The 25,748-nt window shown below is 36.2% G+C and carries 28 protein-coding genes and 1 tRNA gene; 28 read left to right on the top strand and 1 reads right to left on the bottom strand.

Annotated elements, in window-relative coordinates:
• Positions 1-11 precede the first annotated feature (11 nt).
• The 28 genes from IGJ11_RS08210 to IGJ11_RS08075 all read left to right on the top strand — a co-directional run bounded on the left by IGJ11_RS08210 (position 12) and on the right by IGJ11_RS08075 (position 24,667).
• Positions 12-1,511, top strand: coding sequence for a phage portal protein (locus IGJ11_RS08210; RefSeq protein WP_438772497.1), 1,500 nt, complete (start codon positions 12-14; stop codon positions 1,509-1,511).
• 4 nt (positions 1,512-1,515) lie between these two features.
• Positions 1,516-2,442 (top strand): minor capsid protein, encoded by a 927-nt coding sequence (locus tag IGJ11_RS08205; protein WP_438772496.1) that lies wholly within the window; start codon positions 1,516-1,518, stop codon positions 2,440-2,442.
• Positions 2,443-2,569: 127 nt separating this feature from the next.
• Positions 2,570-3,172: a DUF4355 domain-containing protein gene (locus IGJ11_RS08200; RefSeq protein ID WP_438772495.1), complete on the top strand. Its 603-nt coding sequence runs from the start codon at positions 2,570-2,572 to the stop codon at positions 3,170-3,172.
• A 12-nt stretch (positions 3,173-3,184) separates the two neighbouring features.
• A complete protein-coding gene (locus IGJ11_RS08195) occupies positions 3,185-4,108 on the top strand; it encodes a phage major capsid protein (RefSeq protein WP_081115369.1) in 924 nt (307 codons plus the stop codon).
• Positions 4,109-4,125: 17 nt separating this feature from the next.
• Positions 4,126-4,389 (top strand): hypothetical protein, encoded by a 264-nt coding sequence (locus IGJ11_RS08190; RefSeq protein ID WP_081115370.1) that lies wholly within the window; start codon positions 4,126-4,128, stop codon positions 4,387-4,389.
• Between the two features lie 11 nt (positions 4,390-4,400).
• Positions 4,401-4,730 carry a phage head-tail connector protein gene (locus IGJ11_RS08185; protein WP_081115371.1) on the top strand — a complete coding sequence of 110 codons (330 nt, stop codon included), beginning with the start codon at positions 4,401-4,403 and terminating at the stop codon, positions 4,728-4,730.
• Positions 4,727-5,053 carry a hypothetical protein gene (locus IGJ11_RS08180; protein ID WP_438772494.1) on the top strand — a complete coding sequence of 109 codons (327 nt, stop codon included), beginning with the start codon at positions 4,727-4,729 and terminating at the stop codon, positions 5,051-5,053. The genes IGJ11_RS08185 and IGJ11_RS08180 overlap by 4 nt, the downstream gene beginning before the upstream one ends.
• Positions 5,037-5,375, top strand: a complete 339-nt coding sequence (locus IGJ11_RS08175) for an HK97-gp10 family putative phage morphogenesis protein (protein ID WP_438772493.1) — start codon at positions 5,037-5,039, stop codon at positions 5,373-5,375. The genes IGJ11_RS08180 and IGJ11_RS08175 overlap by 17 nt, the downstream gene beginning before the upstream one ends.
• The gene (locus tag IGJ11_RS08170) at positions 5,375-5,767 is read left to right on the top strand and encodes a phage capsid protein (protein WP_081115373.1); all 393 of its coding nucleotides are present in this window, start codon (positions 5,375-5,377) and stop codon (positions 5,765-5,767) included. The genes IGJ11_RS08175 and IGJ11_RS08170 overlap by 1 nt, the downstream gene beginning before the upstream one ends.
• A gap of 10 nt (positions 5,768-5,777) precedes the next feature.
• Positions 5,778-6,290, top strand: coding sequence for a phage major tail protein, TP901-1 family (locus tag IGJ11_RS08165; protein WP_081115374.1), 513 nt, complete (start codon positions 5,778-5,780; stop codon positions 6,288-6,290).
• Positions 6,291-6,335: 45 nt separating this feature from the next.
• Positions 6,336-6,704 carry a tail assembly chaperone gene (locus IGJ11_RS08160; RefSeq protein ID WP_081115375.1) on the top strand — a complete coding sequence of 123 codons (369 nt, stop codon included), beginning with the start codon at positions 6,336-6,338 and terminating at the stop codon, positions 6,702-6,704.
• A 53-nt stretch (positions 6,705-6,757) separates the two neighbouring features.
• On the top strand, positions 6,758-7,045 hold the full coding sequence (locus IGJ11_RS08155; protein ID WP_002318903.1) for a hypothetical protein: 288 nt from the start codon (positions 6,758-6,760) through the stop codon (positions 7,043-7,045).
• Between the two features lie 16 nt (positions 7,046-7,061).
• Positions 7,062-9,884 (top strand): phage tail tape measure protein, encoded by a 2,823-nt coding sequence (locus IGJ11_RS08150; protein ID WP_438772492.1) that lies wholly within the window; start codon positions 7,062-7,064, stop codon positions 9,882-9,884.
• 11 nt (positions 9,885-9,895) lie between these two features.
• Positions 9,896-10,684, top strand: coding sequence for a distal tail protein Dit (locus IGJ11_RS08145; protein WP_226062882.1), 789 nt, complete (start codon positions 9,896-9,898; stop codon positions 10,682-10,684).
• Positions 10,681-13,515: a phage tail spike protein gene (locus IGJ11_RS08140; protein ID WP_438772491.1), complete on the top strand. Its 2,835-nt coding sequence runs from the start codon at positions 10,681-10,683 to the stop codon at positions 13,513-13,515. Before IGJ11_RS08145 ends, IGJ11_RS08140 begins: the two co-directional genes overlap by 4 nt.
• Complete coding sequence (locus IGJ11_RS08135; RefSeq protein WP_438772490.1) at positions 13,490-15,229, top strand: BppU family phage baseplate upper protein; 1,740 nt, start codon at positions 13,490-13,492, stop codon at positions 15,227-15,229. Before IGJ11_RS08140 ends, IGJ11_RS08135 begins: the two co-directional genes overlap by 26 nt.
• A gap of 14 nt (positions 15,230-15,243) precedes the next feature.
• Positions 15,244-16,017 (top strand): hypothetical protein, encoded by a 774-nt coding sequence (locus tag IGJ11_RS08130; RefSeq protein WP_438772489.1) that lies wholly within the window; start codon positions 15,244-15,246, stop codon positions 16,015-16,017.
• A 41-nt stretch (positions 16,018-16,058) separates the two neighbouring features.
• Positions 16,059-18,497, top strand: a complete 2,439-nt coding sequence (locus IGJ11_RS08125) for a BppU family phage baseplate upper protein (RefSeq protein ID WP_438772488.1) — start codon at positions 16,059-16,061, stop codon at positions 18,495-18,497.
• Between the two features lie 15 nt (positions 18,498-18,512).
• Entirely contained in the window at positions 18,513-18,866 is a 354-nt protein-coding gene (locus IGJ11_RS08120; RefSeq protein ID WP_025480207.1) for a hypothetical protein, read from the top strand.
• A gap of 1 nt (position 18,867) precedes the next feature.
• Positions 18,868-19,005: a CD1375 family protein gene (locus tag IGJ11_RS08115; protein WP_010719481.1), complete on the top strand. Its 138-nt coding sequence runs from the start codon at positions 18,868-18,870 to the stop codon at positions 19,003-19,005.
• Between the two features lie 17 nt (positions 19,006-19,022).
• Positions 19,023-19,304, top strand: coding sequence for a hypothetical protein (locus IGJ11_RS08110; protein ID WP_010719480.1), 282 nt, complete (start codon positions 19,023-19,025; stop codon positions 19,302-19,304).
• Between the two features lie 42 nt (positions 19,305-19,346).
• Positions 19,347-19,544 carry a phage holin gene (locus tag IGJ11_RS08105; RefSeq protein WP_086272849.1) on the top strand — a complete coding sequence of 66 codons (198 nt, stop codon included), beginning with the start codon at positions 19,347-19,349 and terminating at the stop codon, positions 19,542-19,544.
• Positions 19,545-19,554: 10 nt separating this feature from the next.
• Positions 19,555-20,574 carry a peptidoglycan recognition protein family protein gene (locus IGJ11_RS08100; RefSeq protein ID WP_438772486.1) on the top strand — a complete coding sequence of 340 codons (1,020 nt, stop codon included), beginning with the start codon at positions 19,555-19,557 and terminating at the stop codon, positions 20,572-20,574.
• A gap of 143 nt (positions 20,575-20,717) precedes the next feature.
• The gene (locus IGJ11_RS08095; protein WP_438772485.1) at positions 20,718-21,218 is read left to right on the top strand and encodes a Panacea domain-containing protein; all 501 of its coding nucleotides are present in this window, start codon (positions 20,718-20,720) and stop codon (positions 21,216-21,218) included.
• The gene (locus IGJ11_RS08090) at positions 21,212-22,177 is read left to right on the top strand and encodes a hypothetical protein (protein WP_226062707.1); all 966 of its coding nucleotides are present in this window, start codon (positions 21,212-21,214) and stop codon (positions 22,175-22,177) included. Before IGJ11_RS08095 ends, IGJ11_RS08090 begins: the two co-directional genes overlap by 7 nt.
• A 240-nt stretch (positions 22,178-22,417) precedes the next feature.
• Positions 22,418-22,478 (top strand) — tRNA-OTHER (locus IGJ11_RS08085).
• A gap of 73 nt (positions 22,479-22,551) precedes the next feature.
• Entirely contained in the window at positions 22,552-22,830 is a 279-nt protein-coding gene (locus tag IGJ11_RS08080; RefSeq protein WP_438772484.1) for a hypothetical protein, read from the top strand.
• A gap of 472 nt (positions 22,831-23,302) precedes the next feature.
• Positions 23,303-24,667, top strand: a complete 1,365-nt coding sequence (locus IGJ11_RS08075; RefSeq protein ID WP_178286036.1) for a DUF6056 family protein — start codon at positions 23,303-23,305, stop codon at positions 24,665-24,667.
• Between the two features lie 78 nt (positions 24,668-24,745).
• On the opposite strand, the gene IGJ11_RS08070 is transcribed toward IGJ11_RS08075, so the two are convergent.
• Positions 24,746-25,693, bottom strand: a complete 948-nt coding sequence (locus IGJ11_RS08070) for a glycosyltransferase family 2 protein (protein ID WP_010718832.1) — start codon at positions 25,691-25,693, stop codon at positions 24,746-24,748.
• Positions 25,694-25,748: the final 55 nt, after the last annotated feature.

Genomic DNA, 25,748 nt, shown 5'->3' with positions numbered 1-25,748 from the left:
GAGAGTGAAAAATGGATAAAGTAAACGAGTTTGAATACGGAGCTGATATACATTATTCGAATGACGTAAACACAAATTATGTAAAGTTTAGCGTAGATTCCAATCTTCACTATAGGTTTAGCTCAGCAGAAGATTTACTTAACGATTCAGATACTTTAGCAGCAATGATAAAACATCATCATGAATATCAGGTAAAACGGCTAAGTGTATTAGATGATTATTACAAAGCTAGAAATACAAATATCATGGATAACCGTAGACGTAGAGAAAAGGAAAAAGCGGATCACCGATCAGCACATAACTTTGGAAAAGTTCTTTGTACGTTTGATGTTGGGTACAACACAGGCAATCCTATAAAAGTGCAAATCGAGGACACAAATCAACAAAAAGAAATCGAAGAGTTTAATACTAATAACGACATAGATGGGTTAAATGCTGAGCTATGGCTTGATATGGATAAGTATGGGAGAGCCTATGAGATTATCTATCGAGATTCAGATGATACAGATTACGTTGATTTGGCTAATGTATTTGAAACGTTTGTTGTATATGATACTACAGTAAAACGAGAGCCTATTTTGGCTGTACGGTATCCAAAGACAAGATTCAGCAAGGATGGTGATGAACACTACATTCAACCAATCGTATACACGAAAGAAAAAAGTATCACTTATGATGAGACGACACTAACAGCAATTGAGTTAAAGAATCCTCAAGACGAACCACATGAATATAAAGAGGTACCTATTACAGAGTATTCTCCTAATCGTTTTCGGATGGGCTTGTATGAAGATGTACTATCTTTGATTGATCTATACGATGCAGGGCAGTCTGATACCGCCAACTATATGACTGATTTAAACGATGCTCTCCTAGTTATTAGTGGCGATATTGAAGCAGCAGGACTATCCACAGAGGACGCTATCAAGCAGAAAGAAGCGAATATGCTTTTGCTTGAATCTGGAACTGATGTGAACGGTAATAAAACAAGTGTGACTGCAGGATATATTTACAAACAATATGATGTGAACGGTGTAGAAGCATACAAAGACAGAGTACGCAAGGATATCCACGAAATCTCAATGGTTCCTGATCTTACTGATGACAATTTTTCCGGAGTGCAATCAGGAGAGGCAATGAAATATAAATTATTTGGATTTGAACAAATGACGGCAACAAAGCAAAGGCTATTCAAAAAAGGTCTTATGCGGCGTTATCGTCTTTTATTTAGCCTAAAATCAAGTATTTCTGAAATGGATAACTCCGATTTGAAAGGCTTACGTGTAATATTTACGCCTAATTTACCTAAAGCGATTCTGGAAGAGTTGAAATCTTTGGTTGATGCTGGAGCTGAACTTAGTCAAGAGACGATCTTAGGACTCGCTTCTTTTGTTCCAGATGTACAGGCAGAGTTGAAACGAGTAAATAAAGAAACGCAAAAGCAGATTGGCATTTTTGATTCAGATAGTGAAGAAGTAATTAACAACAAAAAAGATGAAACAGGGGAGTGATTAAATGAACTCCCAAGAATATTGGATCAAACGGGAAAAAGAATGGCAAAAGCAACAAATTAAAGATGATAAAAAGCGCATGGCAGAAATTAAAAGTCGCATGCAATACGCACAAGATGCGATACAAAAAGAAATAGACGCGCAGTGGGACAGTTTCTCCAATGGTCAGAAAATCACACGTAGCGAAGCGATGAAGCGTGCTAGTGAAATGGATGTCAAAGCATTCGCTCGCAAAGCAAAGAAGTATGTTAAAGAGAAAGATTTTTCTCCTACAGCAAACCAAGAATTAAAGCTATACAATCTTACGATGCGTGTAAATAGATTAGAGCTCTTAAAAGCTAATATCGGACTTGAATTGATTTCACTGTTTAATGAATTGGATAAGTACTTTTCGAATGAATTAACAAAAGCTGGTTTAGATGAATTGAAGAGACAAGCCGGCATTTTAGAAATGACTATTGCTTCAAGTGGATATGCAAAGCTGATAGAACTAGTAATAAACAGCTCCTTTTTGAGTGATGACGTGTCTTTTAGCGATCGTTTGTGGATGTATCAATCTGAATTGAAAGCAGAATTAGATAGATTATTAATCAGAAGCATAACGATGGGCAAGAATCCGAAGCAACTTGCATCAGAACTATCAAAATACTTAACAGCTGAAGGTCGTGAAAATACAAAATTCAATACCCAGCGTTTGATGGTGACTGAAACGACTAGAGTTCAGGTAGGGATCCAAGAGCGAAGTTACAGAGATGCAGGCATTACCCAGTATATCTATATAGCAGAACCAACGGCGTGCAAACTATGTATACCATTAAATAATCAAGTTTTTGATGTTGGCAATATGCAGCCAGGAAGTAACGCTCCTAATATGCATCCATTTTGTCGATGCAGTACAGCACCTTATATAGAACAAACATCAAGTCGTTAATACAAATTAACGGCTTTTTATTGTGCCTTCTTACAGCTTACAGGCGTTAAAGAGAAAGCTATTTTTCGGCTGACTGGCGTAACTGGTCAAATTTATCGGGTAGCGGCGTAACCGTGGAGGATTAATCATGAAAAAACGTTTATTTATGCCAATGAGCTTACAATTTTTTTCTGAACCAGGAGATGGTGGATCTGGTGATGAGGGACAAAAAGGAAACCTACCAGCTGGCTCACAAGAGACACCGCCCACAGCAAAAGAAGAAAACAATACTGGCAAAACATTTTCTCGTGATGAAGTAGCGAAAATGATTGCTGCTGAGACGAACAAAGCAAAAGTAGCGTGGGAAAAAGAACTAGAAGCAAAAAAAGAAGAAGCTAAAAAGCTGGCAAAAATGAATGCGGAAGAAAAACTACAGCATGAGTTGAAACAAAAAGAAGCTGAAATCGCTGAATTAAAGCGTGGGCAGGCATTATCTGAAATGACGAAAGAAGCTTCTAAAATGCTGACAGATGCAAATTTACCACACGATGATGATTTGCTTGGACTGATTGTTTCTGATGATGCAGATGCCACAAAACAAGCTGTAGCAGTCATCACTAACTTTGCTTCTTTGATTAAGAAAGAAAATGCAAGACAAACACCACCAAATGAAGGTGGACAATTTACAGCATCTAAAAATACTAAAGAAACCGTAGCTAAACTAGCTGCTAAAAATCGAATTATAAAATAGGAGGAAAACTTAATGAAAAAGAAACAACTTTTACCAATGAACTTGCAAATGTTTGCTCAAACATGGGATCCAGACAATGTCATGGTTTATGAAACAAAAGAAGGGAAAATTCCTGATAAATATAATACGCTCATTTTGAGTGAAATTATGGAAAACTCTAAGATCATGCAGTTAGCAAAATATGAAGAAATGACTGACAAAGAAAAGAAATTTGAATACTTTGCAGAAGGACCAGGCGCATACTGGGTGGGTGAAGGTGAAAAAATTAAAACATCTAAACCTAAATGGATGCAAGCTACGATGACTGCAAAAAAACTCGGTGTCATTCTTCCGGTTTCTCGTGAATACTTAAATTATAAATTATCAGATTTCTTTGAGGAGATGCAACCGAAAATTGCTGAAGCTTTTTATAAAAAATTTGATGCAGCTGCTTTATTAAATAAAGAAAACCCATTTCCTCAGTCACTAGATGAATCAGTTATTAGTGCGGGGAATGTGGTTGAAGGCGGATTAACTTATGATAATATCCTAGCCTTAGAAGACAAGTTAGCAGAAAATGAATTCGAACCTAATGCGTTTATTTCAAACCGAAAAAATCGTACAGAATTACGTTCTGCAGCTCAAACAGTCGGGTCAAATGTTGAGTTCATTTATGATCGCTCTGCTAATACAATTGACGGATTACCAGTAGTAGACCTTAAGTCTTTAGATAAAGGGACTCTTTACGCTGGAGACTTCAACTACATGTTTTATGGAATCCCATATAATATTTCATTTAAGATTTCTGAAGAAGCCCAATTGTCTACTTTAACTAATGAAGATGGAACCCCAGTTAACTTGTTTGAGCAAGAACTAATTGCTTTGCGTGCAACAATGGATGTTGGATTTATGATTGTAAAAGATGAAGCTTTTGGGAAGATTTCCCCAAAAGCGTAACGCCTGCTACCGGTATTGTGCCAAATCAAAAGACATGGACTGGTAAAGTAGGCGATACTAAAACATTTACTATTTCAGCTGTGGCTACAGATGCTAGCGATGCAGCTACTGTTGTTGCAGCTACTACAGCAACTTCAAGTGATGGAGCTATTGCAACAGTGACCAAAAATGAAAATGGTAATTTTAATGGAACGATTGTAGCAGAAGGGTCAGCAACATTCACATTTACTTCTGGAGAATTCACTACTTCAATTAATGTGACAGGGCAACCTGCTAGTTAGGAAGTAAAAATATGACGATTTCAGATGATATTAAAAAACTTCTTAAAGGAACAATAGATGAAAAGCTTGAAGTTATTGAGCGAAGAACGAATGAGCGTATGAAAGCCTTGTTAAATACGCAAGAAGTTCCAAAAGAATTTGAAACAGTTGTATATGAAGTATCGTTGAAAAGATTCAATAGAATTGGTCAAGAAGGTATGCAGTCATATTCTCAAGAAGGTTTATCTATGGCTTTTCCTGATTCGGATTTTTCAGAGTATCAAAATGAGATTGACGAATTTAAGCGTAAAGATCAGGAAGAGTTATACAAGCCAAAGCGAGGGAGGTTTAAATTTATATGAGATTTACAGATGAAATTATATTTGTTAAACGTTCATCTGACTCTAAATATGATCCAGATCTCGGTGAGTGGGTTGAAGGCAAACCAGAAAGAACAAGAACAGAGGCAAACGTGACAGATATTGGCACTGATAGAAGTGTGACTATTTTTGGTAGTGTAGAAGAAGGGGCGAAGGTCATTAGGACGCAGCCTCTTTTTTCTATCCCTACATTTGACTATATCGAGATTGAAGGAAAGACTTGGGAACAAACAACAGCTAGAAATCCGGCATATAGAAATAGTTTAATTGTGCAAGAGGTGGTTCTTGATGAAGGCACAACTTGAATATAAAGGAATCGATCAGCTGATGCGACATCTGAAAAAAGCAGCAACGCTTAATGATGTTCAAAAAGTCGTGAAAAATAATACTGCTGAAATGGCTGAACGAATGCAAAAAGGTGCGCCAGTGGATACAGGTTATTTACGAAGATCCATAAACATGAGTCTTTTAGAAGCTGGTTTAACTGGTATTGTAGGACCGACGGCAGACTATGCTCCTTATGTAGAATATGGAACTCGTTTTATGTCGGCCAAGCCTTATGTTAGACCAGCTTTTAATTATCAAAAAGTCAAATTTATGGCTGAAATGAAAGCCTTGGTGAAATGATGATTAAAACAAGAGATCAATCAATTTTTGATGAACTTTTTAAAATATCCCAAGACAAACTTGGATATAAAACATACGATTACAAACCTTTAGATGATGTTGGCTATCCTTTTGTAGAAATTGAGAATACTCAAACTACTCATGAAGCAAATAAAACTGATATCAAGGGGTCTGTGATTGTAGTTTTATCCATTTGGGGATTACAGAAGAAGAGAAAGCAGGTGTCCGACATGGCATCTGCTCTTTTTAATGAAGCCAGATTAATAGAAGCCACAGAAGGCTATTATTGGGCTTTGAATTATCAAGCAAGTGGAATTCAAGTGATGGATGATACAACGACAAACACACCGTTAAAAAGAGCATTGATCACGCTTGAATTCATAATTAGATAGGAGGAAGAATATGGAAGCATTAAAAGGTATTGATGTCATTTTGCTTTATCGCTTATTGAAAAAAGAAACTCAGGAAGCTGCTTGGAAAATGGCATTTCAAACAGAACACGAAAATGGTTTATCAAGAGATTCAGACTCTACAGTGACAAAAGACGGAAACGTTCAAAGTTTGAGTCCGGTTGAATATGATTTTTCGGCTACTTCAATAGTTGCTAAAGGGGATCCTCATGTAGATGAAATGAAACAAGCCTTATTAAATGGCGATATCATTGAAATTTGGGAAATCAACAAAGCAGAACAGGGAACAGATGATAATGCAAATAAATACAAAGCTACTTATTATCAAGCATATGTGTCTGAATTTACTCCATCGGCTGCTGCAGAGGATAACGTTGAATTAAGTCTATCATTTGCAGTAAATGGTATTGGTCAAGATGGTTATGCAACCTTGACAGAAGATCAAGCTGCTGTCGTTCAATATACATTCAAAGATACCGTGAAAGCAACTTCAACAGGAGCATAAGGGGTCTTAGATGATCTCTTTTTTATTTTAGGAGGATGAAAAATATTGAAATTAAAAATTAAAGGTAAAGAATATTCGTTTAAATTTGGCACTAAATTTGTACGTGAATTAGACAAAGTGATGCCTTTCATCGATGGAAATATGGAATTCGGAATGGGACTCTCAGCAAAAGTCTTACCGGAATTACGTTCTTATAATGTCAACACGTTGTCACGAATCTTAGAAATAGCAAATAGAACAGAAGATGAAACTATCACATTGGATGAAATGGATGATTACATCGATGAAGTTAAAGACATCGAAAAATTGTTTGATGAAGTCCTAAAAGAATTGGCGGAGTCGAATGCGGGAAAGTTAGCGGTCCAAAACCTGAATCAGAAATTGAAAGAAGCGGAAAAACAACAAGCGGAATAGATTCTGCACTTGCATACGAACAAATTCTTATCAATTCTTTTCGATATTTGGGAATGACCAATATCTCAGATATCGAAAGAATGACTTTATATGAATACAACATTCGTATGACTGCAGCCCAGTTATCTTGGCTTGACAAAGAAAAGTTGATTCACGAATTAGCGTGGGCAAATCAGCAAGTCCAAGCGGAGAAAAAAGTAGGCAAAAAGACAGTTCCTGTATATCGATCCTTTGAAGAATTCTTCAATTATCAAAAAATCGAAGATTCAATCATGGGAGTTTCCGAACTTTCAAAACAAGATAAAAAATTCCAAAGCTTACTAACTAAAGCTAACTCTTGAGGAAAGGAGGAAAATCATGGAACAATTTTCTGTTGAAGCTTTATTAAAAGCCACAGACAGTGGATTTGTAAAGACTTTTAAAGATGCACAAGATGCTGTTAAAACTTTTGAAAAGAATTCAAATAGTATGACAACCGCTGTTGGTAAAGTGATGCAAGGTACTGGTGCTGCAATGACAAAGTATATTACCACACCTCTTATAGGAGTAGGTGTAGCAGCTGCTAAAGTTGGTGGTGACTTTGAAGCACAAATGAGTCGTGTAAAAGCTATATCAGGAGCAACTGGCGACACATTCGAACAGATGAAACAGCAAGCGATTGATCTAGGAGCAAAAACTGCTTTTAGCGCAAAAGAATCGGCTGCCGGCATGGAGAATCTTGCTTCAGCTGGATTTAACGCACAAGAAATCATGCAAGCCATGCCAGGTCTGTTGGATTTAGCTGCCGTATCTGGCGGCGATGTCGCTATGGCTTCAGAGAATGCCGCTAGTGCACTAAGACAATTCGGAATAGACGCTAGTGATGCAGGACATGTGGCAGATGTATTTGCAAGAGCGGCCGCAGATACAAACGCTGAATGTAATGATATGGGTTATGCCTTGAAATATGCAGGTACAGCAGCACACACGGCTGGTTGGAGCTTTGAATCAACAGCAGCAGCTATTGGTATTATGTCAAATGCAGGTATCAAAGGTGAACAGGCCGGAACTACTTTGCGTGGTGCGTTAACTCGTTTAATGAATCCAACAGAAGCAATGTACAACAAGTTCCAAGAATTGGGCATTGCTATTAATAATCATGATGGATCAATGAAGAGTTTGAGTGAAATTATTACAGAGTTACGTGAGAAAACAAAAGGTCTGGGAGATGATCAACGGAACTCTGCACTGGCAACTATTTTCGGTACAAACGCCTTAAGTGGGATGTTAGCTTTAATTGATGCTGGTCCAGAAAAACTTGATTCGTTAACTAAGAGTCTCCAAAACTCAGATGGTGCAGCTGACGAAATGGCAAGAACGATGCAGGATAATGCTAATTCATCTATTGAACAAATGATGGGAGCATTGGAATCTGCTGCTATCGTCATTCAGAAAATTATTGCACCAGCTATTAGAACAGTTGCTGATGCAGTTGCTTCTGTCGCAGAAGCTTTTGTCAATGCCCCTGAACCGGTACAAAAATTTGTAGTAGTGCTTGGCTTGATTGTTGCTGCTATAGGACCTTTAATTTTTATTATCGGTTCAGCCATCATGTGGTTTGTGAAATTAAAAGTAGCTATAGGGGAATTGGGTACAACTATCTCTATTTTTAAAAAGATTGGTTCCGCTATAGGTTTTCTTACCGGTCCAGTTGGATTGACTATAGCTGCGGTAGCACTACTTGTTGCAGGTTTCATCTATCTTTGGAATACGAGTGAAGATTTTAGAAACTTTTGGATTGGCTTATGGGAGGAAATCAAGTCTGCTGTAAGCTCGGCAGTAGAATGGATTCAGAACACATGGAAATCTATAGGAGAATGGTTTAACAATTTATGGAAATCCATTAAAGAAGGCGCAGATAATGTTTGGACTACCATTCAAGAAGCTCCTGGGAAAGCAGCAGACTGGATTGTTAGCAAATGGTCTGAGACTAAAGAATTCTTTTCAAATATTTGGAAAGGTATCAAGGAATCAGCTAGCGAAGCTTGGGAAGGTGTCTTAAACATACTTTCGCCATACGTTACTGCAATAAAAAATGTTTTTCAGCCAATGATTGATTTCTTTACGAACCTATGGACTCAAATTGGATCAATTGCAAGTTCTGCATGGGGAATTATAAAAACTGCTGTAATGGGTCCAATTCTACTTTTAATTGATTTGATAACAGGTAATTTTAATCAGTTAAAAGAAGATGCTTCAATGCTGTGGACTACATTAACTACAAATATCGAAAACATTATCACAACGTTTGTAGATATAGTTGTTGGTTATTACACCTCCTTAAAGGATACTGTTATAAATATCTGGAATGTGTTAGCTACTACTATCAAAGATGTGTGGAATTCTTTTACTACATGGATCAAAGAGACAACTAATAATATTGTAAATAGTATTAAACAGGGATGGAATAACCTGAAACAAGGGACAATCGATCTGTTTAATAATATGATTCAAGGAGCGAAGGATTTATGGAATTCTTTCAAAGCTTGGTTTATTAATCTAGTTATTGGAACTAAGGATAATATCATTCATGGATGGGAAAACCTAAAACAAGGTACTATAGATACTTTTAATAATTTAGTAAATGGTGCTCAAGAGGCATGGGATAATTTAGTAAATGCTGTTAGTGATACGGTGGATAGAGTAACTGGCTGGTTTGATAACTTGAAAAATATTGATTTACTAGCAGCCGGGAAAGCCATCATGGATAGTTTTTTAGAAGGGTTACAAAATGCATGGAAATCTGTGCAAGATTTTGTTGGAGGTATTGGTGATTGGATTCGTGAACACAAAGGACCTATCCAATACGATAGAAAGCTATTGATTCCAGCTGGTCAGGCTATTATGAACGGTCTAAATAAAGGACTGACAGGAGGTTTCAATGATGTACAGAATACTGTTGGAAGTATGGCAGACTTTATCGCGGAACTTTTCAATGCAAATCCTGATGTAGATATAGCTGCAAATCTTAAAAATGCAAATAGAAATATTGATACACAAGTTGAACATAAAGTAAATATGGGCGGCTCTACTAAACCAGCTATATTTAAATTCAATCTTGGAAGACAATCATTTAGATTGTTTGTAGACGATATTTCACAAGCTATGGGCGAAGGTGCAGATATTAATCTGGAATTTTAGGAGGGAATATTTTGGATCAACGAGAAAATAAAATGTACTCATTCAAAGATACAACCATTAATCTCAATAGTTCTAAACGCTTCCTTCCTACGTCTGCAATGATGTACGATGGAATGTATTTAGAAGATTTGATAGATGGATATCAAACGCTCACCGTAGAAGGTAGAGAAATGCTTTCTGTCGAAATTGAACAACAAGAAATACAGGTGGGATCAATTATAACTAACCAAACCTTGCCTTCAAGATCGCTTAAAATTTCTTATAAATTGGAAGATAGAAACCCAGAGAAATTACAATTTAAATTCAAGACATTACTGAATTACCTATATCGGACTGAAGATATTGAAATTAGATTCCATGATGAATTGGATTATTACTACTATGGACGTTATACAACTGCGGACATTGTACCAGGAGACTCCAATTCAATTATTTCAAGCTTTACAATCTTTTGTTCAGATCCATTAAAGTATACGAGAGAGGTTGTCAGTGAGGGATACATTGGAAACTTTATCCAATTTCCTGTCACTCCTCGCAGAATAGAAGCTAATTTAAGTTTTGATAATTCAATTAAAATCACAAATGGCATGCAAACTATAAGTATTACGGATGCGGACATAAAGGCTGGTGACTTGCTTGTTTTTGATTTTATGGAGGAACAAGTACTGGTGAATGGCGAAAACCGTACTTCAATCATTGATTTAGAAAGTGATTTCGAGAACTTTCATCTTGAGCAAGGGCAGAAAATAGTTAGTGATAATGGAAAAATTAAAGTTTTTTATAGGGGGGCAACAATTTGAGTGAAACAGTTTATTTTTTCGATCATCTCCAGAAACTTATCAAAAGAAAAAATACACGAAGTATAATCGAAGACTCCCAAGAAAAAGAAATCACCTCTGACAAAAGCGATTTAATGAAAGACACGCTACAAGTTACAACCACGTATGATAAAAAAATTGAAGAAGCGAGTTTTATGGCGGTTCGTGAAAACGAATCGTCATTTTCTTTGTATCGGATAACAAAGATTAGTGATCCCGCCGAGACTTTAGAATTTACTGGGATAGGATTTGCGCCGAATGAATTAGACGCTTATATCATTAAAGATATTAGACCTAGCGGTGAACCGATAAAAAACGTTCTTGAGCGTTTGATTGGTTTTACAGAGGGAAACTGGCGTGTCGGTCATGTGGATGCGATGTTGCCAGCAGTGACAGCAACTTTTTACTATATATCAGTTAAAGAAGCATTGAAACAATTGCAGACTTTAGGAATGGAAATTCTATTTAGATGTTCTTTAGATGCTGACGGTATCAAAGATAAATGGATTGAAGTATATGAACAAATTGGTGAGGAATCCAATACACGATTTGTATACGGAAGCAAAGCTCTAACCGTTGTTAGAGAAATCGACCGTAGTTCGATTTCCACTTCTATGATTGGTAGAGGACGAGGGGAAGAGGTAGGAGATGGCTATGGAAGACGAATTGAATTCACAGATATCGAATGGAAAAAAGCAAATGGTGATCCTTTAGATAAACCTAAAGGACAAAATTGGCTTGAAGATCCCGAGGCGACTCAAAAGTATGGTATTCCACAAAAAGACGGGTCAATGAGAAAGCGAGAAACGGTAGTTGTTTTCGATGACATCGAAGATCCTGAAGAGTTACTTAAGAATACTTATGCCACATTAGTAGAATCTGCTAGACCGTTAGTTCAGTTTAAAGCTGAGGTGGTCGGGGGGGATGTGATTGGCAATATAGTTACTATACACAGATATGATAAAGACTACCATTATAAGACTCGCATTTATAAATCTACTTTGAATCGTCTGACAGGAAAGACCACTATCGAGTTAGGAGATAATCTAACCAAAGATGCTAGGAAACAAACAGCATCGATTATCAATAATATTAATAGTCTAGAATCCAGCAAAATGACTTTCTATGAATCAACTGAAATTGGAAAATATCAAGATGATATTATGCGAGGTGCAGGAGATAATGGTGGTTCTATTTATTGGGTAAATGGAATTGAAGCTGGTGTTAGTGATAGTAGAGAAATCTATGAAACTGTTTATATGAATGGACCTAACATTCCTGAGTCGCGTTTCTTTATGGTTCAAAATAACTCAGGAATATCTTTCAAACAATGTAAAAAAGGTGAATGGAAAACAATTCAAGATGTACACAACGGCGATAGTACAACTGCTTGGACGTTGGATGGAACCTTCAATGCTAATTTTATTCAAGCGGGAATTCTTTCGGGTATTCTCGTACAAGGGGTAGCTTTAAAGACGTTAGATGATAAAGATTTCCAATTAGTGGCAGAAGGAGGAGAACTTTCCTTTGAAAAAAAAGTCAACTCTACTGGCTTAGATGATGTACATGGAGAACGCCTAGGTTCAATTGTATCTACTTATGGTTCTAAAGGGATTAACGGCTTTGCTGTATGGAAGGAACCGAACTATATTTTTTCCATTAATGCTGGGAACGGTGGAGATCTAGGGAATCCCGTTTTTCAAATTCCTGCAGATGTTACTGCTGATAAACGCAAATATAATTTTTACGGTGATGGTAAATTTTCAAAAGGAAATATAACCGTGGATGGCCGGCTAGATGTCAAGGAGCTTTATGTAAATGGTGTGAAAATTGATACTAACGGTGGTGGAAACAGTGGCGGAGGAAACGACAATGGTTGGAATGGACAATATCCACCAGAAGTAACTACTGATCGGGATAAACGTTATTGGCAGATTTGGGCAATGGCTATAAGTGCAGGCTTTACTAAACAAGCCGCTGCAGCTCTGCTTGGAAATGCACAAGGAGAATCAGATGCTAATCCAACCGCCGATGAGGGTAATGGCGCACCTGGGTTCGGTTATGGTGTATGGCAATGGACGGATTCCACAGGGGCAACTAGCGGACGTGTCTACATGATCAATTTAATGACAAAGGCTGGCATAAGTGATGATCCAGACACGATCACTGCGCAGTTCAAATTGTTGATGTGGCATGCACCAAATGGGCAATGGATCGCAACTAGTGCTTATCCTTATACATGGACACAATTCATGAATCTGACGGATATCAACACATCAGCACAAGCATTCGTGGCTAACTTTGAACGACCACGTGATCCACATCCAGAACGGACGACATGGGCACAAGAATGGTATGACAAGTTCAAAGATTTGGAAATTCCTGCATCAAAAGGGTATATAAAGCCAATTGCGGATCCCATCACAGTGACGAGCGAATTTGGCTGGCGCACTTCTCCAATCACGGGAGCACAAGAATTTCATAACGGTATCGATCTTGTAAATGGAAATCCTAATACAGCTATCTTTGCTTCAGCTGATGGCGAAGTGATTGTTGCAGGAGATGCGAACTATTATGACTGGTATGGAAACTGGACAGTAATCAAACACGCTGATGGAATGTATACAGGCTATGCCCACCAAAGTCGTGTGGATGTCTCAAAAGGTCAAAAAGTAACTGCTGGCCAGCAAATTGGACTTATGGGAACAACAGGACCATCAACTGGAGAACATCTTCATTTCCAATTTATGGATGAATTTTATCCATCTTCTTCTGGCCATTTCCATAATGCAAGAGACTATATCAATTTCTAAAGGAGGGATAGTCGTGGTAGAAACGCAGCATAAACTAGTCCTATCCACCACAGAATCAAATAACGGAATAAATTTGATTCGGATTCGTCAAGGGGATGTTTTAACTCAAAAGCTCGTTGTTGAAGTAGTAGAACATGGAAAACTAAAAACATTCGATGGCTTAGTGCCATTTTTTATTAACACAACAAAATTTGGTGAAAACCAACCTGTGGAACAAAAAGTACAAGAATATAGTCCATCACAAGCAAGGCTTGTCTATACGTTAAGTGAGCCTGACTGGCAATGGGGTGGTGAAAACACTGCACATTTCAGTTTCCGTTCACTTAACGGCGATGGTACTTGGAGTGAACAATTTAGCACGCAGGATTTCACTTATCAGGTTATTTCTGGAATATCTAGAAGTCAGTTACGGGATTCTGGTTACGTGTGGACCTTTGAGGATTTGCTAAGAAAATTCAAAGATTACATGAATCAGGGAAAAAGTGACTGGGAGCAGTGGTTAGAAAATAATCGTGAATTACTGGAAAACATAGATCCTGGTGGTACGATCATTAACATTTTGAATGAAGCGAAAGGAAATTATGAGAGTTTAGCTGATCGCTTAGATGACATTCAAAATAAAAAACTTTCTGTGCCTAGTTCTGTGCGACAGATTACAGACGGTGGATATTCTGTTCCGTCTAATTTTGATGAAGTTATTGCCAACATTGATCATCAGTTATTTAACGTTGCGTTCATCACAGATACTCACGTCGATGGGATGGGGAAAGACAGTGCTTTTACAACAGGAGATAGTTCAACGAATCCTAGGCGTTGGAGTACTTTAGCAAAATTTAAAGAAATGGCCAAACACTGTGATGTGACTGTTTACGGTGGAGATAACTGTGATTGTAATAGTGGGCGTACAGGAGAGTTCAAGATTGGTGTTCGTGACTTTGGGAGAACACATTCAATGGCCATACAAAAACGTTTCGCAAATTTTGCTAGTGTATGGAAAAAAGATGTCATCGTTTGTCGTGGAAATCATGATACTGGAAAAATTCCTTATGCTTGGATAGGGCATACACCAGAAACTTGTTTAAATAGTGCGGATATGCACCATTTATATAATGGCACATTCGGTGGTCGTTTATTCCCAGATAAAGGAATTGCAATCTATCGCATTGATACAGATGATTATAGTGATGCACTTGATAGCAACGGTCAGTACAAAGAATTCAGTGGCCATACAAAAGATGGTGAAATAGGGAAAATCGGAGCAGAACAATTGAAAGACTTCGGTACTTTCCTCACGAACTTAGATCGTAGCTATCATGTTTTATTAGTAGGTCATATCCCATTAGATGATTCCGCAACAGGTGTATGGAATACTGCAGCATTACGGACACTTATTGATGGGTTTAAACAAGGTGTATCAGTAACCATTGATTATGATTCGCTAACTGGAGAACCATCGGAGTCCGTTACAGGAAGTGAAGTATTTGATTTTAGCACAAAAGGACCAGGTGTCGTTATTGCCTACATTTGCGGGCATGAACATTGGGAAACGGTGAGAAATCTAGGTACTTTGAAAATGATAGTTGGAACTTGTGCATTTACTAAAGATACTAGTGTTGATTTTGAAGCTTTTTATCAATTGTCAATTGATAAAACAGCAAGAAAATTGATAATGAACGGTGTGGGACGAGCAACCAAACGGTCATTTTTATATTGAAGGAGTGATGGATAATGTTTGAAAATATGACAAGAGATCAAGCAATTGATTATATGTTGGATCAGTTTGCTATTCATTGCGATGGTAACGACCAGCAAGCACATGCGCTTGCTACCGAGAGAAATGCAGGTTTTGCTTCACCTGAGACTGTAGCACAAGCAACCGGTCATTTAATTAAGGATAATTACTTAAGTGAGAAGTATAGTTTCTGGAATATTCCATTTGGGCATTACGCTACTGTATGGGCTTGGGCTGACGAAATGGGAACGCCTGATCCAATGATCCCTGGACAAATTATCCAGTTGCATGTATTCGGGGAACACGCTCAACGTAAGACTTATGTGATGATTGATGTATCAAACGGAAGTATTTTCTATATCAATTCAAGCAAGGAAGGCGGAGAAGGTGGCTACAATTCAAGAAATTGGAAACGAATTGAACAAGTAACGAAACTGTGGAAAGCGGGCGATTCAGATTGTAAGGTAGGACAAAACATGAATTTAACGGCTAGTACACGTCGTTTTAGTCGTTTACGATTTCATGTCAAGGGTTTAGGTACACAGTTTACGCTTGAAACACCAGCGGTAGATAACCCAGTTATTATGTTTTCGGGTATAGGTTCATCCGAAAAAAGTATTTGGAATATTCGAATAGAACTTACTAATTATCGTGACAACGTGGTGTTACGTTTTACTAAATGTCGATTGGCCACTATTCATGGAAATGGAACTATAGATTTTACAGATGACACAGGTTTTACGATTGCAGGTATCGAAGGGATTTATTAATACGGTGACTCTTCTATTTAATTATTAAGGAAGGTGATTCAATGGAAAAAAAGACAGGAGAAATCATTGTTCCGACAGAACCGACAAATCCACCAGCGAAAATTACTGGTTTTACTTTCAAATCCTATGACAAAAAAGCGGGCGTATTACAATTTGAAATTAAAAATCAAGACGGAAGTCCAACTGATTTAATCAATGCGACTGTCCGTCTTTTTATGTACATCTATTCTGGTGAAGAGAAAAAAGAATTTCCTATTTTTGACAACCAAATCATTACTGAAAGCTACATGCAAGGTATTGTAAAATACTTAATTCCTGATATGTTACTTGCTTATGAAGGCAAAGTTGATGCGAATGTTTATATTGACTTTCCAGATGGCAGTCACACCGACAACTTGGCTTTTACTTTCAATATCGAGAAATCTATCATCGATAGAGATGTTCAACTAAATGGAGAATATTATTTCAAAGACTTTCAACAACTGCTCGATGGAATCAAGCAAGAAACAACAGATGCAGTGAATGAGGCATTAACAAATGTAGATTCTACAATCGAAAAAGCCAACCAGCAAATAAATAACTTTGTAGAGAATGCAGCACAGTCAATTGATCAAACTGTTGTCGAGGTAACAGAGGAATTAAAAACGACTCAATCTAATATTGATACTGTTTCTCAAAACGTTGTTTCAACACAAAATGAATTAACGTTAATCAAAGATAAGATGAACCAAACCAATCAGCAAATTGGTGATCTTGGCAAGTTGAAAAAGATGTATTCAAACAGCATTGATTTTGGAGACTATGATTATAGTGGAAATCCCAATCTATTAAGCACTATAACTAGTGATTATTTTACAACAAAAGATAATGTAACAATTGCCAACGAAAATAGGGGTGTAAAATTAACTTTTAGAAATTCTGGCTTTGGTGCTGAAACAGGAAATGTCATGCAAATCAAGCCCCAAACAACCTATACGCTTTCTGCTAAGGTAACAGTGAATGAGGATTTTGTAGGAGACTTGTCAAAAATTCGACTAACTTATAGAAAATTTCCCGGAGGTAATATTCTACTGGGAACGAACTTAGCTGATACGTTAGCGGGAGAAACAAAAATGATTTCTGTGACTGGTAGTGTATCAGAAATGAAACAAGTAGAGCGTACTTATCTACGTTTAGATAGTAATTCCCAAATAGTGGATGGATCAATCAGTATAGAATATATCAAGTTAGAAGAAGGAGCAATACCTACGCCATATCACCCCAACTTATTTGAAAAACCATGGCAGATATCCAAATTTCCTTTGAATGAAAATCTGGCAAATCAGTCGGTTGTATTTCCAATAAATACATCAACTTATAATTTGTATGCCGCAAAGATGAAAAAGAATTTGGAAATAGGGAAAACGATGACAATTACACTAAAAGGAACGAAGCCAGTCAATCAGTCTTTTAAACTATTTGGAAATGGTTCGATTGATTATGGCACATTAACTCCTGTGAATGGTTTAGTTGATACCTGGCGTTTAACTTTTACACCTAATGAGGTAGCTACTGCTAATCCTAGCAATATCGAACTCTACCAAGTACCAAAAAATTCACTTGGAAATTGCACAATTGAATGGTTAAAAATAGAAGAAGGAGAGGTAGCTACTCCGAATATCATAGATTATAAATATTTCGGTGAAGGCTTGAAAGACAGCGATAATCCAAATGATTACAGCTGGAATATTACACCTGATTATAGTGAACAATATTTTGTTTCTAAATCTAGTACAGAGAAAGGTTTATTAATTTATAAGAATAATTTTATTACTACAGAAGACTGGAATAGTATACAAACGAGTGGTATCTATTACTGTGCAGGTTCTACAGGAGAAAATATGCCTATTTCAGGAACCCTATATGGCTATTTAATAGTGATTAAATCAGCAAGTGTGATTGTTCAACTATTTATCTCAAATGGAAATTTCTATAATCGAATCATGAGTGGTTCGCCGTTAACTTGGTTCAATTGGAATAAATTATCTAATGACTCCACAGTTGTCCATAATTCAGGAAATGAATCCATTGATGGTTTTAAAGACTTTCGACAAACACCAACAGTGAATAATGTACCAGTAGCTTTAGATCGTTTTGTTTCAAAAACAGTAAAAACAACGAATACAACAGATTTTACCAATGAAAGTTCAGTCAGATTTGAACGAGATGGACGAAGTGTAGTAGCCAATTTTTCGATCACAAATAAATCAGCAAATTTTGCTGGATGGAAGGTTTTAATGCCTTTTCCAAGAGGATATACTCCGATTTCGCTAAAGGATTGGGGTGGAACTTTGGCGAATAAAACCAATCGAAATCCTGCATTATCTGTTTACGCAAATGCTTCGGGAATTGTTGTGATGGTTTCTACTACAAATTTACCAGAAAATCAAGAGTGTTCTGGAACCGTCAGCTATTTTACAAATGATGCGTGGCCAAATTAATAGGGGGAATGAATGATGAAAACAATGTATGAATATATTTATCCGGTAGGTTGCAAGGTATGGGAAAATATGCCAGATGATTTTCCAGAAGGAGTGCCGTATACCTTGGTACCACCATTACCAGATATTCCGTTAGATCGTCAGTTTTGGAATCCGAGTGAACGGAAATGGGAAGAAGTTGTCACACAAGATTTCTCTAAAAAACTAGAGTTGTTGGAAGAAATCCATCGTAAGACCGAACAACAGCTTGAACAAGTTCAAGAGGAAAATCAAGCGTTTAAAGAAAATAATCAATCATTAAATGAACAAGTTACGAATTTACAAGTGGCAATGACCGAAATTTATGAATATTCATTAGGGAGTGAGTAACATGGAAAACATCTATGCAGACCTAATCAAAAAAGGAAAGAAAACGATTGATGACGTACCTAAAACATTAAAAAAGAAAGTTCAAGCAATTTTGGATAAAAAAGAAGATGAAAAAGTGAAAGAAATTCTCACTGAATAGGAAGAGGGTGAGAAAAAATGAAAGGTATCGATCAGATTTTTAACAAGCTAGTCGCAATCGACGGGCTTATTTTTTTACCATTAACAGTTATATTGATCGGGTTTATTATTTTCGCTTCTTGGCGAATCAATATTTACTATCGAAAAGAACTACATGATGAAAGAGAAAGCTCAAAACAGGACCGACGAGACTTTTTGGCTACGTTGAATGAGTTGAATAAAGGATTTGAATTTATACGTTCAGATGTGAAGCGAATCGATGACAAAGTTACTGAAATCGAGAAGGAAGTACGGAAATAATTCTGTGCTTCTTTTTTATGCCCTGAAAGGAGGCGAGAAGTAATGATTTTACCCGATAAATATTATCAAATTATTAAATGGACAGTACTTACGGTATTGCCCACTTTATCTGTATTAGTAGCCACGTTAGGAAAAGCGTATGGATGGAATGGAACAGATATGACAGTACTCACTATCAATGCAGTAGCAACATTTTTAGGCGTTATCACTGGCGTGTCGGCTTATAATTTGAAAAAATAGGAGGAAACAAATGAAAAAGAAAATTACTATTACTGCGATGAGCCTATTAATGGCTCTTTTTTTATTGCCAATTAATGGGTTTGCCTATACGATTAACAATGAATTTAATTTGGGTCCAAACGAAGGTAGCTCACAAGTAGCAAATAATCAGTACATTTTACTGCATGAAACGGCTAATGAAACAGCAACAGGACGCAATGAAGCGCAGTATATGCAACGTTCATGGATTAGTGCTTACACTGCTTACATTGTGGGGGACGGCGGAATTGTTTATCAAGTCGGTCAACCTGGTTATGTACAGTACGGTGCTGGTTCGTATGCTAATGCTAACAGTCCTGTGCAGATTGAGTTACAGCACACACATGATAAAGCAACTTTTGAAAAAAACTATAAAGCATACGTTGAATTGGCTAGAGATTCAGCAATGAAATATGGTATTCCATTAACATTGGACACGCCTTATAACCAACCAGGAATCAAATCGCATTTATGGGTAACACAAAATATTTGGGGGGATCATACAGATCCTTACGGTTATCTTTCTGAAATGGGCGTAAGTAAAGAAAAATTAGCATATGATTTAGCTCATGGTTTTACGGATGATAATCCAACTACTTCGGAGGATAAACCAGTCATTGATCCAACTAGAGCAGGCGCAGCAAATCCTACACTGACAGATGGAACAAATTACGCCCACATTGATCAGTTTGGAGAAATCGAAAACGCAAACTTGCATGTAGCTGGATGGCACATTGCTAACTATAAATACGAGTATATCTTCATTATGGATTACAATACTGGGAAAGAATTAGCTCGAGTAAAAACTGATGGAATATATAGACCAGATGTAAATCAAGCTTATAATACTTCTGGAAATGTTGGTTATCATGTATCTTTCAATATGCGTAACTTCCCTAATAAAAAAGTTTACGTAATGATGCGTGCGACAAACGATCCAGAAGGGAACACTAAAGGCGGTGCGCAAGATTTCCATGACAAACGTTGGTATTTAAATATTCCACAACGATAAAAAATAGCCCCTCGTTGAGGGGCAGTACATAAGATTTCTTGGAAAAATATTGACAAAAGTTTTTTTTTGTGAATCAACCATGTGTATGATAATATGAAGAAAAACAAGGGTGATATAGAGGTGAGTTTAACATGCTAAAAGCTATGGATATTGCAGATTTTATTTTAAAAAATAGAATTGAGAAAAACGATCCTATTACGAATTTAGCACTTCAAAAATATCTATATTTTGCCAATGCTAAATTTTTGTATGAAACAGGGGAGCCTTTATTCGAAGAGCCGATAGAAAAGTGGAAGTTTGGCCCCGTTGTTAGCGAGGTATATCATGAATACAAAGACTATAGGGCAAACAAAATTACAGAACTTAGCAAGCACGAGAGTATTAACATTACGGATACAGGAATTAAAATCATAGAAAATGAATTTAATGAGGAGTCAATCCCCAATGATATTCAAGAAAAGCTAATTTCGGTGATTAATAATTTATCTGAATATACATCATTTAAGTTAGTTGAGGAAACTCATAAGCATAGTGAGTGGAAAAACGACGAGGATAGGATTATGAGTGGAGAAAAACATCTAACTTATGATATAGATTCAATGAAAAAATATTTTGAAAGACATGAAGAAGCGAGAATATGGTAAAAAACAGTGAGCGTATTTCTGAATCTTTTGTAGAATTGGTTCTTAGATCTTACAATGAAAATGATTTGAAAAAAAATAAGCAATCTATTATAGATCTTTTGAAAGCTATCGATGGATTGAATAGTCCATCACCTTATGATCAATTAACTACTTATATATTTGAGAATGACAAAGATAATGCTGACGAGTTAATTGCGCTCTTTGATGAGAGTCAAGCTATTTTTGAAAATTCATTAAAGGAAGGAGAAAGCTACCCAAATATAGATTCTTTTTTTAACTCTATAAGAAGACACATAAAATTAGCTATTATTCAGCAAAAACATATCGTAGCAAGTTCGAAAGAAGCACTAAAAATTAGTGAAGAAGCCGAAAAAAATATAAATCAAACTGAAGAAAAAATAAAAAAATTAGAAAAAGATTTAAATAAAGCAGAAGAAACAATTAAAAATATGGAAAAAATTAAAGGTAGTATATACACAGAATTTATAGCCATTTTGGGGATTTTTTCTGCTCTTATCTTTGGGCTATTTGGTGGATTTGATGGGTTATCCAAAGCAATTGTTAGTTTAAGTAGTAAATGGTCTATGGGAAAAGTTTTAACAATAAGTTCCGGAATAATGTTGTGCTTAACTTTATTGATATTTGCTTTGCTGCAGTGGGTGGCTAGAATTACTGGAAGAAAATTAATTTCATGTGATTGCTATAAAAATGGAGAAGAGTGTAATCACTCTATATTTAAGAGACATAGAACGCTATTTTCTGCAGTATTTTCTTTTATTTTTGTTTTCATACTAGGAGAATATATTGAGTCATATGAATATCTCTATGGGATTTACGATTTTTCGCGAAATAATAAATTATTTTTTAATATATTAGCTTGGGGTATCCCAATAGTATCTGTAATAATAGTCATATATGTGTTGTATCTCATTTTAAAAAAGCCAAAAACTGCAAAATAAAAAGTAATAAGCGACTGTTCGTATAAAGTCGTTTATTACTTTTTAATTATTAGCCTCTCAACTTGAGGAGCAGTACATAATCATATTGACAACTATAAAAATTATTCGATAAAATAGTGATGTTATCGCATAGCTATACTCTCACCCGTAACTAGTCACACTTCAAGTTATGCGATAACAGGATTGTTGCCACATAAAACTGATGCTATCTCTTGTTATTGTCCATGGTGGCAACAATCTGTACCCTTAGCTCAGTCGGTCCATAACCGTCCGGTCGTAGGTTCGAGTCCTACAGGGTACATACTTTGAGTAATTTAAGTTGCGAATAAAATATAAAAAGAGTACCCCTTTTGGTACCCCCAATAAAGAAATATATGCAATTAAAAGATGTATTTCAATTATTTAAAAAGCTGATAATAAGCGAAAAACACTTAAAATCAGCTTTAAACCCTATTCTCGAAATCCGGCGAGCCGCAGAAATGTGGTGCACGGGTTCAAGTCCCGTACCTTCCTTTATACCAACAGTTAGACACGATTTAGGTCGTGTCTTTTTTGTTGTGTTTTTTAATCTGAATTATTTTTCGATTCCCCCGAAAGACTATTCTGATGGTGCGACATTAAACCCACACTTTACTCAAAAAATAAATCAATAGTGTTTAAGTAGCAGCTTCTTGGAATAAGCTTGAATTTTTCAAACATGGAAAGATGTTTAAAAAATTCTTTCTTGTTGTCATTGGAGCTACCCGAAGTTTTCATAACCTCTTTTTGTATTCCGAATTTCCGTCAGATGCCTATCGATAGTTATTGTAACTTTTGTCTCTTCATGAACGATATCATTTAGAATGGAGAATTTATGAATGTTTCAAAAATTATGCGGTGTTATTTGTTTGGAGTACTTATTTTTCTTGTAAAGTTTTATTAACAAGTAATGAATACTTTTTTAGCCGAATATGGTTGATCAAACGCTTTGGAAAACCAATGAATGAAACCTGTTAATCGTTATGTTTATTTTTGATAAAGTGACCAGTTTGTTCATTATTTAAAAATAAAAGGATGAAAAAAATATAGGAAACAGATGCCTCTGTGTTATAATTGCTGGGATAAATTATAAAAAGGAGTTTAATAATGTACTGGAATAAAAAAAGAATTAATAAAGAATTATTTTTTTTGCTTTTAGTTATTTGGCTTGGTTTTTTATTTTTCAATCTATATATGCCATCATTTAGAGCAGACGATTTAGTTTACTCAAATAGATTAGACCAACTAGGGTATTTAGGAGCTTCGATCGAACATTATAAAACTTGGAGTTCGAGAATTATCATAGAGCTGTTTATGATGTTTTTTTCTAAACATTTTCTGCTGTGGAAATTTGTCAATTCAATCATCATGTTGGGCACGGTTCTGATGATTTGTAAGTATGTTTTTGAAAAATTGGATGGTAAGAACGTGTTGCTAGTTACATCTGTCTACTGCTTAGTCCCACTTACCGTGATGGGGGAAACAGGCTGGGAGTCGACAACTTTGAATTATCAATGGTCCGTTTCATTTTGCTTATTCGCTTTTTTCCCATTCTTCCAACGCTTAAAAGGAAGAGCTATCACTCCTAGTATTTATTGGTTTAGTTTGCCTTTCCTGATATTTGCTGCTAACCAAGAACAAGTGAATGCGTGCTTTTTTACTTTAACGGCCATTATAACTGGCTATTTATTATATAAAAGAGCATATCATCGCTTATTGATTCTCCCATTGCTCATAAGTTTTATTGAGTTACTATTTTCGTTGACAACACCGGGGAATGCCATCAGGACATCTCAAGAAATTAGTAAGTGGTTTCCTCAATATGATCAATTTGGCTTTATCACTAAATTAGATTTGGGTATTTCTTCTTTTGGAAAGCCTTTTTTTCTAGATACAAATGTATTGTTCTTAATTTTGTTCTTATTTGTTTTTTTACTTTCTTATAACAAGTGCAAAAATTATTATGGCCGCTTATTATCTGCTATACCTTTTTTCTTGAATCTGATTATCTACCTAGGGAATACGATGGGTGAAAGTTTTATACACATACGTGGCAATAGTCGTGCACAAATATGGGATAGCAGTCACTTAACAAAGCTATTTACCGATACTGGAACGAATCTGTCACTTACTCGTCCTGGATCATGGCTAGCGACTTTACTTGTTTTAGGTTTATTGGCTTGTTTGCTCCTAGGGATTTACTTAAGTTTTGAAAATAAAAAAACAGCATCTTTTCTTATGTTGTTAATGATGATGGGCGCTTGTTCAAGAATAATTATGGGATTTTCTCCTACGATCTGGGCTTCAGGAATGAGAACTTATTATATTTTATATATTGTTGTAGGAATTTTAGTGTTAATGCTGGTAAAAGAATTGTTGAAAACCTGGAATCCGCAAAAAGCAGAACTCGTACAATTTAGTTTGACTATGCTGGGGATTGGGACCATTGTTTTGACCATCATAAATAGATGAAAATAAAAAAAGACTCAAGTTGTAGGAAATCCAACAGTTAGATCACTAACTATTGAGATCGTTACAACTTGAGTTTTTTTATTTCTCGCTTTGATAGTTTTTTGGATTAATTTTTTCAGTCTCTCTGATAATATACACTGGACGTTGTTTGGTTTCTAAAAAGATTTTTCCAATGTATTTGCCAATTATTCCAAGACACAATAATTGGATACCTCCGATAAACAAGAAAATAGAGACCATGGAAGGCCAACCAGCTGTAGGATCACCATACAACAGGGCACGTAAAATAATAAATAAAATAGCAAGACCTGAACCAATACATGATAATGCCCCCACGAATGAAGCAATTGTTAATGGTGCATCTGAAAAGTTGACGATTCCATCAATAGAGTAATTAAATAATTTCCAAAAAGACCAAGAGGTTTCACCAGCTACTCGTTCACGGTTTTCAAAGGAAATATACTTGGTTTTAAAACCAACCCAACTGAACAAGCCTTTCGAAAAGCGGTTGTATTCAGTTAATTCCAAGATAGCATCAACCATTTGGCGAGTCATTAAACGGAAATCTCTCGCTCCGTCAACCATTTCAGTATCACTGATTTTATTGATTAGCTGATAAAATTTCTTAGCAAAAAAACTACGGATCGGTGGTTCACCGTCACGAGTCGAACGACGAGTACCGACGCAATCAATATCAGATTGCATAATTGTTTCAATCATTTCTGGTAATAGATCAGGTGGATCTTGTAGATCAACATCCATTACAGAGACAAGGTCGCCAGTAGAAGCTTGTAAACCAGCATATAAAGCAGCTTCTTTCCCAAAATTTCGAGAAAAGGAAATAAAGCGTACATATTCATGGTCATTAGCTAATGCTTTGATTGCTTGTAATGTATTATCTCTTGAACCATCATCAATAAACAAATATTCAAATTCATGTATTCCCTTAAATTTTTCGACCTCGTTAAAAAAAAGAGGAACTGTTTTTTCTTCGTTATAGCATGGAACCACAATTGATACTTTCATAACATTACCCTTTCCAATAAAGATCCTTCATAATAATAACATGAATGAATCAAAA

It is taken from the genome of Enterococcus sp. DIV0691 (assembly GCF_051711145.1).
GTDB lineage: Bacteria > Bacillota > Bacilli > Lactobacillales > Enterococcaceae > Enterococcus_B > Enterococcus_B hirae.
Note: the sequence above shows the minus strand (reverse complement) of the source record. Positions and strands in the feature narration are given on the sequence as shown.

What these genes read in the sequence shown, in the direction of transcription:
- IGJ11_RS08170 (WP_081115373.1), top strand. Translation starts at nt 5,375, where the DNA reads ATGATTAAAACAAGAGATCAATCAATTTTTGATGAACTTTTTAAAATA.
- IGJ11_RS08130 (WP_438772489.1), top strand. Translation starts at nt 15,244, where the DNA reads ATGTTTGAAAATATGACAAGAGATCAAGCAATTGATTATATGTTGGAT.
- IGJ11_RS08205 (WP_438772496.1), top strand. Translation starts at nt 1,516, where the DNA reads ATGAACTCCCAAGAATATTGGATCAAACGGGAAAAAGAATGGCAAAAG.
- IGJ11_RS08185 (WP_081115371.1), top strand. Translation starts at nt 4,401, where the DNA reads ATGACGATTTCAGATGATATTAAAAAACTTCTTAAAGGAACAATAGAT.
- IGJ11_RS08180 (WP_438772494.1), top strand. Translation starts at nt 4,727, where the DNA reads ATGAGATTTACAGATGAAATTATATTTGTTAAACGTTCATCTGACTCT.
- IGJ11_RS08105 (WP_086272849.1), top strand. Translation starts at nt 19,347, where the DNA reads ATGATTTTACCCGATAAATATTATCAAATTATTAAATGGACAGTACTT.
- IGJ11_RS08100 (WP_438772486.1), top strand. Translation starts at nt 19,555, where the DNA reads ATGAAAAAGAAAATTACTATTACTGCGATGAGCCTATTAATGGCTCTT.
- IGJ11_RS08175 (WP_438772493.1), top strand. Translation starts at nt 5,037, where the DNA reads ATGAAGGCACAACTTGAATATAAAGGAATCGATCAGCTGATGCGACAT.
- IGJ11_RS08150 (WP_438772492.1), top strand. Translation starts at nt 7,062, where the DNA reads ATGGAACAATTTTCTGTTGAAGCTTTATTAAAAGCCACAGACAGTGGA.
- IGJ11_RS08110 (WP_010719480.1), top strand. Translation starts at nt 19,023, where the DNA reads ATGAAAGGTATCGATCAGATTTTTAACAAGCTAGTCGCAATCGACGGG.
- IGJ11_RS08200 (WP_438772495.1), top strand. Translation starts at nt 2,570, where the DNA reads ATGAAAAAACGTTTATTTATGCCAATGAGCTTACAATTTTTTTCTGAA.
- IGJ11_RS08080 (WP_438772484.1), top strand. Translation starts at nt 22,552, where the DNA reads ATGCAATTAAAAGATGTATTTCAATTATTTAAAAAGCTGATAATAAGC.
- IGJ11_RS08210 (WP_438772497.1), top strand. Translation starts at nt 12, where the DNA reads ATGGATAAAGTAAACGAGTTTGAATACGGAGCTGATATACATTATTCG.
- IGJ11_RS08090 (WP_226062707.1), top strand. Translation starts at nt 21,212, where the DNA reads ATGGTAAAAAACAGTGAGCGTATTTCTGAATCTTTTGTAGAATTGGTT.
- IGJ11_RS08125 (WP_438772488.1), top strand. Translation starts at nt 16,059, where the DNA reads ATGGAAAAAAAGACAGGAGAAATCATTGTTCCGACAGAACCGACAAAT.
- IGJ11_RS08120 (WP_025480207.1), top strand. Translation starts at nt 18,513, where the DNA reads ATGAAAACAATGTATGAATATATTTATCCGGTAGGTTGCAAGGTATGG.
- IGJ11_RS08070 (WP_010718832.1), bottom strand. Translation starts at nt 25,693, where the DNA reads ATGAAAGTATCAATTGTGGTTCCATGCTATAACGAAGAAAAAACAGTT.
- IGJ11_RS08155 (WP_002318903.1), top strand. Translation starts at nt 6,758, where the DNA reads ATGACCAATATCTCAGATATCGAAAGAATGACTTTATATGAATACAAC.
- IGJ11_RS08095 (WP_438772485.1), top strand. Translation starts at nt 20,718, where the DNA reads ATGGATATTGCAGATTTTATTTTAAAAAATAGAATTGAGAAAAACGAT.
- IGJ11_RS08195 (WP_081115369.1), top strand. Translation starts at nt 3,185, where the DNA reads ATGAAAAAGAAACAACTTTTACCAATGAACTTGCAAATGTTTGCTCAA.
- IGJ11_RS08115 (WP_010719481.1), top strand. Translation starts at nt 18,868, where the DNA reads ATGGAAAACATCTATGCAGACCTAATCAAAAAAGGAAAGAAAACGATT.
- IGJ11_RS08075 (WP_178286036.1), top strand. Translation starts at nt 23,303, where the DNA reads ATGTACTGGAATAAAAAAAGAATTAATAAAGAATTATTTTTTTTGCTT.
- IGJ11_RS08165 (WP_081115374.1), top strand. Translation starts at nt 5,778, where the DNA reads ATGGAAGCATTAAAAGGTATTGATGTCATTTTGCTTTATCGCTTATTG.
- IGJ11_RS08135 (WP_438772490.1), top strand. Translation starts at nt 13,490, where the DNA reads ATGCAAGAGACTATATCAATTTCTAAAGGAGGGATAGTCGTGGTAGAA.